Here is a 9,593-nt window from a genome sequence, read left to right as displayed (position 1 = left end):
TCGCGCGTGACCTGCGTGCGGAAGGTGCCCGCACGATGAGCTCCTTGGGACTCGACGACCTGACGGCCGAGCAGCTACTGAGCCTTTGACGACAGACACCAAGCAAGTCGTTCAACCTCTCCGGCCGAGCTCCAGTGTCGCCGGACGGCGAACCCACCACGCCATCAAGGTAACCACGACGAGTGACAGCTGGCGTGCCGGCCGCGGCAAGCTACGCGACCAAACGCGCGTTGTATGGCCGGGTAGCGACGGCGCATTGCTGCGCCGCCGCCCCCTCAGAACCGGACGTGCACGATTTCCATGCATCCGGCTCAAGCAAGCCCTATGGGTCGCTGGCGTGCAGTTTGCTGGTCTGCCTTTTGCCGGTGGCCCGGCGGTGGCAGTGGGTGTGGAGCAGACGGAGTCGCGGATCGTGGAGGCTGTCGTCCTGTCGTAGGCTGATGGCGTTGTGGTCCATCGCTTTCCGCAGGCCGCCGTACCACTGTTCCCATTCTCGCGGGGTTTGTGGCGGGCGGTCGGCGTGCAGGAGGAACTCGCCGCAGTGGCTGCACCGGCCCTGCTGGCTGTCGAGCAGCTGTTGGGTGGTGCGATCGACTGGGGGTTGCATCCTCGGGCGTCGCCGACGAATGGTCCAGTAGTCGGTCAGTGCCGCGTCGTCAGGCGATGCGGTGCCGGGGACCATCTGGTGCCGCACGATCCTGGTCCAGGTGAATTTCTGCAGGTAGGCGCCGCTGTCGCGGTCACCGAAGACCCACCGATCTCGCCTGGACTTGTTGAACATGCCGAAGTAGCGGGCGACGACCCAACTCGTCGGCTTGTTCGGGTGGCTGTGTCTGGCCCATTTGTAGACCAGTTTCCACAGGTAATGGTCCAGCGCGTTGAAGATCTCGCTGGACACCACCGTCCGGTAGTAGGCCGCCCAGCCCCGGATGATCGGGTTGAGCCGGGCGATCACCGCGGCGACATTGCTGCCGCGCAGTGCACGCACCTCGGTGCGTAGCCGTTCCGGATCCGTCTGAGCGCCGTCTTGCTCGGTTTGATCAGCAGCAGGCCGCGGTAGCGGCGGACATTGAATCCGAGGAAGTCGAAGCCCTCGTCGAGGTCGACCACCCGGGTCTTGTCCTCGTTGAACGCTAATCCTCGCGGTGTCAGCCACGCGGCCAGCCGGGCTTTGACCTGCATCGCCTCGTCCCCGGTGCGGCACAAAGCGACGAAATCGTCGGCGTATCTGATCAGTACCGGGCTGCCCGGGACACTGGCCGCGCCGTCGTTTCCGACGGTGCGGTAGCGGGCCCCGCGGCGTCTTCCATCCCGTGCAACGCGACGTTCAACAACAGCGGGCTGACCACCCCGCCCTGAGGAGTTCCTTCCTCAGTCGGGGTGAATCGGCCCTGCTCGACCACCCCAGCACGCAGCCAGTCCTCGACCTGTTCCCTGGCCGGGAACCCGCCGAGCTGGCCGAGCAAATGGTGATGGTCGATGCGGTCGAACGCCGCTCTCAGGTCCGCGTCCAGCACCCACCGCCGGGCCGGGTTAGGGCCTTTGACGGTGCTGAAGATGGCCTGGATCGCGTCCTGACAGCTGCGTCCGGGCCGAAACCCATACGATCTCGGCTCGAACCGGGCTTCCCATTCCGGCTCCAACGCGGCCGTCACCCGGGCCTGCAAGACCCGGTCGACGATCACGGGGATACCGAGCGGCCGGCGTCGGCCGTCCGCCTTCGGGATATACACCCGTTTGACCGGGCGGGCTTGCCAGGGCTGCTGCCGGCGCTGAACAGCGTCCACCAGCGCGGCTTTGTCCTGGCCGTCAAGGACGATCCTGCCGTCCACGCCCGCCGTCACACGTCCAGCGTTGATCTCCGTGACCCGCCGGACCGCCAGTAGCGTGTTCGACCGGGAGCGGAGCATCAACTTCTGCAGATTCCGGACCCGCTTGTGGTCCTGCACCTGCGACGCCGTGAAGATCCTCTGCCGCAGACGCCGTACGTGATCCTCGCAGCCACGCCAGTCGATCGCGTGCCAGTCGAGGACGTCCTCCGGTCCGTTCACCGTCACGGCCGTGGCCGCAACGGTGTCCAACTTGTCCTTCGGTTCCAGCCTCGTCGTCATCATCTCTTTCACGGGCTCACCTGACCCGCGTCAGCCAGCTTTCGCCGCCGGGCACCCAGGCCCGGTATCCGGCCAGTTATCCGAGAACCGCTGGTAGAAGGACCAGCATCTCCGTCTCGGTTTCCTGTCGCCTTTCTGCCACCGGCATTCGCTTCTCGGGTCATCCTGTTCCCGCCGAGGAATTGGGCCTTCCTCACGGTCGGCTTACCACCCACCAACAGGCGGGTGGACCCCGTCGGGGTTTCCACGTTCCACACTCACGAGTTACGACCGGGTTGGGTGCCCTCTCTACCCCGGGGACCAGCGGTGCTCTCCTGACCGAATGCCGTGCCCGGCCAGCGCCTGCCGCCTCACAGCGGCCCGTCCCAACACCCCGCTCGAACATCCCATCGCGCGGGGCCACTATTCACGGAGCATCAACGAGGGTTCACGCGATTCACCCGTCCGGTCTGCCCCTCACCCGTGACCTCCACGATGGGAAGGAGATCCTTCGGCTTTCCCCCGGGCTTCGCACCCCGCCGTTACCAGCGACGCACGCCAGGGAAGGGGCCAGGCAGCAAGCACGTGCCCAGGACTACACCACCGACATCACGCCGGTCCTCCTAACTGCGAGTCCACTCGCAAAGTGCGACCTCGTGTCGCAACGGCAGGTAAGTGCATCTGATCTGGGCAGGTGATGGCCCTGTCTCGCCGAGGGCTGTATCGCTCCGTGCTGAAGTTGCACATCAAGATACGGATCGTGCTGTGTCGACTTCACTGGGTTTTGTTGCCGGAGCGGAGCGCTGGCTATCTCCGCGGTTCTGGACACCGTTTCAACGCCACTTTCAGCACCGCATGATCGTCGGAGGATTCCGTGTCCACGACTTTCGACACCAGCGGGCGGCGCGTCGTTGAAGCTCACCCGGGTGAGCGTGCTTCACGTACTGATGGGCTGAGTCATTACCAGGGTGGGGATCGGCGGAGGCACGCCGCGTCGAGGACGTCGGCTCGGAGAGAACCTCTAGAGTCGTTGGCCATGAGCGTCGGCATCGAGGTCGTACAGGACGTCACCGAGGACTTGGTCAAAGCGTTCGGACGGCTGCTGCCACAGCTATCGCGATCGGCTCGGCCTCTGGATGGTGCGGCCCTGCGTGCCCTCGTCGAGTGGCAAGGGAACAGGCTGCTCATCGCCCGGATTGGTGACGAGATCGTCGGCACGCTGACGTTGGTCACGTTCCCGATCCCCACTGGCCTGCGGGCATGGATCGAGGATGTCGTGGTGGACGAGGCGGCTCGCGGTCATGGTGTCGGCGCAGCTCTGACACAGGCGGCTATCGAGCTCGCCCGAGCTGACGGGGCGAGAACTGTCGACCTGACGTCACGGCCGGCACGCGAGGCAGCGAACCGGCTTTACGAGAAGCTCGGCTTCCAGCTGCGGGACTCGAAGGTGTATCGACTCGATAGCTAGCAGCCGGTGAGCGCGACAGACCCTCGTGGGTCCATCAGGATCGGCAGGACAGACCCTCGTGACGTGGAGTTTGTCCGCCATTTTCGACACCACGGGAGGTGGACGCTCGATCGGATGGACTCGATGTCCGCGAGTTTCGACACCACCCGGGGCGGTGGGAACATCGGCTGACCCGAGACGGAGGCGATCCTCGAACTCTGCGAGGAGTTCTTCGCCAGCACCGGCCCAGCCGCCCGCCACGAGCTCGACACAATCTTGCGCGCCCACGACATCACCGGCGGCCCTGGCTGGCTGATCGACATGCTCGTGCTCACCCGCATGCGTCTGCCAAACGCCGCCAGCCAAACCCGGACAGCGGGGGAAGTGCAGTCAAAACTCGCGGAGATTGATCAACGATCGAACCGATCAATGGAGTCAGAACTCACGAGCCGCTGGTGTCGATAGTCGGCTCTGGCGCAGAAGGTGTGATCGATCCTGTGGTCTTCACCTCTCCGTGTCGGTGCCGTCAGCCCGGTGTGGCTAGCCTGAATGGATGTCCGACCTGACGTGTAGCGGCCAGCGCGGCGCGCATGCGGTCTATCCGGGAACTTTCGACCCCTTCACTGCCGGGCATGCGGATGTCGTGGACCGGGTGCGGCGCTTGTTCGATCGAGTCACCGTGCTTGTGGCGGTGAACGGGGATAAGCAACCAGCTGCGACGCTGGAGCAGCGGTTGGAGGCCCTTCGCTGCTTGTTCCCGGCGAACTGGAGCAATGTGGCGGTGGCGGCGTGGGCGGGGCTGACAGCCGAGTTCTGTCATGAGCACCGGACCGGCGTAATCGTCCGCGGCGTTCGGAACCCCACCGATCTACGGCACGAGTCTCAACTGGCGGCGATGAACGAGGACATGGGTATCACGACGTTGTTAATCCCGGCGCGTCCTGGATTGGCGACGGTGTCCTCCACGGCGATGCGTGCCCTTCGGGCCTGATCGGGCTTATCTGGTCAGGAGCACGCGCTTGCGGAGGAGATCGAAGCCTGCTCGGCCATACATCTGCCGTTTGAGCATCTTGATCCGGTTGACGTTGCCTTCGACCGGCCCGGAGCTGAAGGGCAAGCTCAGGCCAGCAGTGACCGCGGCGAGGTCGGCGGTCAGACCGGTGGCGAAGCGACTGATGCCGGGCAATGCCGCCTGCTCGGCTGCGGTGATCCACGCAGTGAGACGTTCGCCGTGCAGATGGGTCATCATGTCAGCGAAGGAGCGGACCAGTTCGACAGCGGATCGCAGTTCTGGGCAGCGATCCAGGATCTGCTGAAGCTGCTCGGTGTCGCGGTCGATGAGGTTGTCCGGGTGCCGGCGGATCCATCCCGTCACCTGCCGCACCGACCGCGGGCGCGGTGTCGTCGTCAGGTCGGGTTTGCTGCGGTACTGCTCGACGAACCTCCGGAGGATTGGGTAGCTGCCGGTGAAGCCCCGGGCGGTGATCTCGCGATACAGGGCGCTGACTTTGACCCGGCCCTCGCCGATGCGGCGCAGTAGATAGGGCTTGAACGGATCGACCAGGCTCGGTCGTGGCCTCTGTCCGACCACGAGCTCCTGCCAAGTGGCGGCGTGGGCATACTTCGAAACGGTCTTGTGGGACCAGCCGAGGTGCCGGGCGATCTGCCGGAAGCCAGCACCTTGCGCCAGCAACTCGTGGACCAGGGCGTGATGGGCGCGGCGGCGTTCGGCCATCGCCCCGGTCGGCTCGGCGGCCACCGCCTCGGCGGGCTCGCCGGGGGTGTCGATCGGTTCGGCGAGGCAGTGCTTATGCCGGGCGACGGTCTTTTCCACGGCGGTGGCAAGATTCTGCCAGAGGTGGAACCGGTCGGCGACCTGCACCGCCTCCGGCGCGGCGGTCCGGGCTGCCTCGGCGCAGGCGCTGGCCCGATCTCGGCAGATCACCACCGGTCCCGGGTGTTCTTGCAGCCAGACTGTCAGGGGTTCGGCATCCCGGCCGACCAAGACATCTACGACCCTGCGGTTCTCGCAGTCGATCAGCACGGTGCCGTAGTGGTGGCCACGCTTGATCGCGAAGTCATCGACTCCCAGCACGGCGATGTCACCGACGGGAGGATCAGGCAACGTACGAACCAGGCGAATGAGACGATCACGGCCGGTCGGCATGCCCAACGACGCGGCCAGCCGGGCACCTGCCCGCCCAGCGAGCGCGAGCCCGATCGCCGTCAGCACCCGCCGAAGCCCTTCGCTCACTCGTGACCAGCGCCGGGTCAGCCCGTCAACCTGCTCGACAAAGGTCTTACTCCGGCAGCCCGGGTTGTCGCAGAAGAACCGTCGCACCTTCAACGAAATCCGTACCGGCCGCCCGGCAACTGGCGTGTCCGTCAAGGTCCGTCCATAACGCGAATGCACCCGGGACGACGACTTCAAGCAGGCCGGGCAGGTGCCTCGATCACCGCGCACGGCGGCGGTGAAGACAACTTCGGCGCCCGACCGCACCTCCTCGATCTCGATACCGGCCAGGTGCGGAAGAAGTTGCTCGACGGCATCACACAGCCGGACAACGACTCATCGGCCGACGTCCATCACACTTTCTGCGCCAGAGCCCGATAGTCGCGGGCAGAGTCAGAGCGCCGTAGGCGTGGCACGAGCCCACCCGCTACGCCCTCGTGTACTCGGTAACCGGCGCGCTCGCCCCCACGACCGCCGCGAACGCCCAAGGCCTGGCCCGGCTTATCGGAGCCAACCGGGCACAACTGCTCCACAGCCTCGAACGACCCAGGTCGACCACCCAGCTCACCGCTATCTCCGGTCTTCCGATGGGCGCCGTCGGCAACCACCTCAAGGTGATGCTCGATGCCGGCCTCGTCGACCGTCGCCGCGCCGGACGCGAGGTGCTCTACTGGCGCACGGCTCTGGGCGACTCGCTGGCAGCGACCGCCAACCACGTCGCGGACCGCTCCCCGACGTGGCCAGGCCGGTCAACGTAACGCTCGAGGGCTCGCGGAGATACTCGATCTCGCATTGCGCCAGATCCGGATGGCCTTGTCGATGGCTGGCGTCAGCTTGCGGCTGTGTCCTGAAGTGCCGTCGCGAGCATGTCTCGGGTCTCTTCGTCGAACGCGACGAGAAGGATTTGGTGGACGGCGGTGGGTGTCGAGCGGATGGTGTTGATCGCGATGGGCGCGGCGTCGCCTGGCGGGAAGCCGTAGACGCCGGTAGCGATCGCCGGAAAGGCGACTGTCCGGGCCTGTAGTTCGTCAGCGACCTGCAAGCTGCGCTGGTAGCAGGCGGCCAGGACGTCGGCCTCGTCGTAGCCGCCGCCCTCCCAGACAGGACCGACGGTATGAATGATGTGCCGCACGGGCGGGTTCAAGTCGAACGCGGGGGTGGCTTTCGCGTCGCCCGGATCGCAGGGGGCGATGGCCGCGCCGGCTTGTGACAGCCGCGGGCCAGCAGCCCGGTGGATGGCGCCGTCAACCCCGCCACCGCCAAGCAGAGACTCGTTGGCGGCCGTCACGATAGCGTCTACCTGCTGACGGGTGATATCGCCGAGAACGACTTCGATCGTGGTCATGACTGATGTTGGCACTACCGTGCCCTGCCCCGCGTCGATGGGTGCGGGCAAGACGAGAAGCCGCCGTACACGATCAGCGGCATATCCGGATGTCATGCTGCGAACTGCGCGAAGCGCGGGTGCTGTTGGCCGCGCTGTGACCTTGTATGCAGGAGTGTCGCTGTCCGCGTCGTCGATGCCCGGCGGCCCTGGCGGCAATGCGTCATCCGATCCAGATGTTGATCACGGTGTCGGCGTGTGGCGCGGCTACCGGTACGCCCTCGCCCGCGTAGATCTCCAGCTCTCCGACGAGCCCGCTGAGGACGTGCAGCACGACGCTGACATCGCCGCCGCCAGACGCGGACACGGCGAAGTAGTCGTCACGACCGGTGTCGCTGAGCCGCGCAACCGCCGTTGCGGGCACCTGTGGTCCCTCGGTGCGCAGTCCGACCGACGCGCAGCCACAGTCGCAGGTGGACACGACGCGCACCGTCGCGATCTGTTCGCTGAGGCTCGGGACATCAGCGAACGTCACCAGCCGGGCCATCAACGCATGCTCGGCCTCGGTGAGCGCCCGCGGTCGTGGCAGCTCGACGAGCGTCGGAACCGACTCGGTCACCGCCTCACGGTAGCGCTATGCCGGTCGCGGACAGCACCGGTATCCCGTCCCGACGAGCGGGCGGGTCCCGCGCCCGATCAGCGGCAAATCCGGACGTCTAGGCGTCGCATTTCCAGGTGGGATCTGTTGCGATGGCGATGACTTCGTCGAGGCGTACCCGGGCCTGGGTCATCGCGGCTATCTGCGCCTCCAGCCGCTCCCGCTCGACGTCCAGCAGGGCTCGTGAACGAGGTACGCATTCGGCCTCGAGTAGCGGCAGCAGATCGGCGATCACCCGGCTGGACAAGCTGGCCGAGAACCCTCGCCGGATCAGCGCCACCCGGGCGACCGCCGCCTCGGCATAGCGGCGGCGGCCCGCCGGGTCCCGCTCGGCCGACAGCAGGCCCTGCTCCTCGTAGTAGCGCAGCGACCGCACGCTTGCCCCGGTACGGGCCGCCAGCTCCCCGATCCGCACCTATGACCACCACCACATCATCGGGACCTCACATCGATGGCAGCTCGTAGCGTAGCCACCGCAGCCCTTTCACCCTTGCGGAGGAGTAGTCATATGACCAGAACGCTCGGCATCATCGGCAGCGGCACCATCGGCTCCGCCATCGCCCGCAGCGCGGTTGGCGCCGGTTGGCACGTGGTGATCAGCAATTCGCGCGGGCCGGAGAGCCTGCGCGACCTGATCACCGAGGTTGGCCCGCTCGCCCGCGCCGCCATCCCGACCGAGGCTGCGCAGGCGGGCGACCTCATAGTCGCGACCATCCCGCTGGCCAATTACGAGCAACTGCCACGGGAGGCGCTCGCCGGCAAGACGGTGATCGACACCATGAACTATGCACCGGCCGTGACCGGCTGGGCGCGCCCGGATCTCGACGCCGACGAACTGACCTCCAGCGAGCTCGTGCAACGGTTCCTGTCCAGCTCATCCGTGGTCAAGGCGTTCCACGACGTCAACGGCAGGCTGCTGCGCGAATTGGCTCGCCCGGCCGGCGCCCCGGACCGCACCGCCCTGCCCATTACCGGCGACGACCCCGCCGCCAAAGCACAGGTCACCGAGCTAATCGACGACTTCGGTTTCGACACCGTCGACGTCGGCGGCCTCGCCGAGAGCTGGCGCATCGGGCCCAACACCCCGCTCTACTACGAGGCCTTCGTCGGAGCGGTCCCGCCGGGCCTGAGCCTGCCGGAAATCTACGCCTGGCTGGCAACCACCCCGCTGATCCCAACCCCGGGCGCCACGACCGCCGAACTGGCCGCCACGACCGAGCGTCAACCCGCAGGCTTCCAGATCAAACCCTCGGTCTAGCAGGCAACGTCCTTCGTCGCGCGACTCAGCCGTAGCGGCAAGGAACAACGCGGGGAGCACCTGGCGGCTGCTATCGCGCTATTAGCACGGCCTCGGCTGGGCCATGCGGCACGGCGCGGAACGCGATCCCGGGCGGGATGGGCATGGGTTTGTCGATCAACGACGAGGAGTTCGCGCTCGCCGCCAAGGTGACATACGCAGTGCTGATCAACGCATGCCGACTGTTCGAGGGCTCGGCATTTGGAGCCGTCCCCGCGGTGAACCTGGTAGCCGATCGGCGCCGAACGAACCTCTGGTCAGCGCCTGGACCATCTACAAGCGGATCGACCGCGACGCAGGGGTCGAGATCGGACAAGATCGTCGAGGGTGCACAGTCGCGGCGTGGTGATTGATATCCGCGCCCTCGGGGGCAGTTCTGGCGGCCCCGGTGGCTCCATCCGCATTCTTCCGCCGGAAGTTTGCGGAACCCATACTGGACCGATGACGGCCGGGCGACTTCGCCGCAAGCGCTGGGCATGGGGAATTCCGGTGGCGTTCGTCGTGCTTGTCGCCGTCCTGATCGGTGTCCTGCCGCCCGAGGCCG

11 protein-coding genes are annotated in these 9,593 nt (G+C 66.5%); 4 read left to right on the top strand and 7 right to left on the bottom strand.

Annotated features, from left to right (window positions below; translation table 11 throughout):
- Positions 1-322: 322 nt before the first annotated feature.
- The 3 genes from AB0M54_RS47695 to AB0M54_RS47685 are packed head-to-tail and all read right to left on the bottom strand — an operon-like array spanning position 323 to position 2,114.
- The gene (locus AB0M54_RS47695; RefSeq protein ID WP_364479978.1) at positions 323-988 is read right to left on the bottom strand and encodes a group II intron maturase-specific domain-containing protein; all 666 of its coding nucleotides are present in this window, start codon (positions 986-988) and stop codon (positions 323-325) included.
- Positions 952-1,182: a hypothetical protein gene (locus AB0M54_RS47690; protein WP_364479975.1), complete on the bottom strand. Its 231-nt coding sequence runs from the start codon at positions 1,180-1,182 to the stop codon at positions 952-954. Before AB0M54_RS47690 ends, AB0M54_RS47695 begins: the two co-directional genes overlap by 37 nt.
- A 50-nt stretch (positions 1,183-1,232) precedes the next feature.
- Positions 1,233-2,114, bottom strand: a complete 882-nt coding sequence (locus tag AB0M54_RS47685) for a reverse transcriptase N-terminal domain-containing protein (protein ID WP_364479984.1) — start codon at positions 2,112-2,114, stop codon at positions 1,233-1,235.
- Between the two features lie 1,012 nt (positions 2,115-3,126).
- Here AB0M54_RS47685 and AB0M54_RS47680 point away from each other — a divergent pair.
- Together AB0M54_RS47680 and coaD are read left to right on the top strand one after the other, a co-directional pair.
- Positions 3,127-3,558, top strand: a complete 432-nt coding sequence (locus AB0M54_RS47680; RefSeq protein ID WP_364479973.1) for a GNAT family N-acetyltransferase — start codon at positions 3,127-3,129, stop codon at positions 3,556-3,558.
- A gap of 532 nt (positions 3,559-4,090) precedes the next feature.
- Complete coding sequence (gene coaD, locus AB0M54_RS47675; RefSeq protein ID WP_364334816.1) at positions 4,091-4,528, top strand: pantetheine-phosphate adenylyltransferase; 438 nt, start codon at positions 4,091-4,093, stop codon at positions 4,526-4,528.
- Between the two features lie 6 nt (positions 4,529-4,534).
- On the opposite strand, the gene AB0M54_RS47670 is transcribed toward coaD, so the two are convergent.
- Entirely contained in the window at positions 4,535-6,001 is a 1,467-nt protein-coding gene (locus AB0M54_RS47670; RefSeq protein ID WP_364479981.1) for an ISL3 family transposase, read from the bottom strand.
- A gap of 206 nt (positions 6,002-6,207) precedes the next feature.
- Here AB0M54_RS47670 and AB0M54_RS47665 point away from each other — a divergent pair, with 206 nt between their 5' ends.
- Complete coding sequence (locus AB0M54_RS47665; protein ID WP_364479970.1) at positions 6,208-6,528, top strand: helix-turn-helix domain-containing protein; 321 nt, start codon at positions 6,208-6,210, stop codon at positions 6,526-6,528.
- 71 nt (positions 6,529-6,599) lie between these two features.
- Here the strand turns inward: AB0M54_RS47665 and AB0M54_RS47660 are convergent, their stop codons facing one another.
- From AB0M54_RS47660 to AB0M54_RS47650, 3 genes are all read right to left on the bottom strand, one after another.
- Entirely contained in the window at positions 6,600-7,115 is a 516-nt protein-coding gene (locus AB0M54_RS47660) for an O-acetyl-ADP-ribose deacetylase (RefSeq protein ID WP_364334888.1), read from the bottom strand.
- A 202-nt stretch (positions 7,116-7,317) separates the two neighbouring features.
- Positions 7,318-7,713, bottom strand: a complete 396-nt coding sequence (locus AB0M54_RS47655) for a hypothetical protein (protein ID WP_364479967.1) — start codon at positions 7,711-7,713, stop codon at positions 7,318-7,320.
- 97 nt (positions 7,714-7,810) lie between these two features.
- Positions 7,811-8,167, bottom strand: coding sequence for a MerR family transcriptional regulator (locus AB0M54_RS47650; protein WP_364334882.1), 357 nt, complete (start codon positions 8,165-8,167; stop codon positions 7,811-7,813).
- Positions 8,168-8,260: 93 nt separating this feature from the next.
- Between AB0M54_RS47650 and AB0M54_RS47645 the strand changes: the two genes are divergently transcribed.
- On the top strand, positions 8,261-9,010 hold the full coding sequence (locus AB0M54_RS47645) for an NADPH-dependent F420 reductase (protein WP_364479965.1): 750 nt from the start codon (positions 8,261-8,263) through the stop codon (positions 9,008-9,010).
- Positions 9,011-9,593 lie beyond the last annotated feature (583 nt).

Origin of the sequence: Actinoplanes sp. NPDC051470 (genome assembly GCF_040682035.1) — a bacterium.
Classification (GTDB): domain Bacteria; phylum Actinomycetota; class Actinomycetes; order Mycobacteriales; family Micromonosporaceae; genus Actinoplanes.
This window is presented reverse-complemented; position numbering and strand designations above follow the sequence as displayed.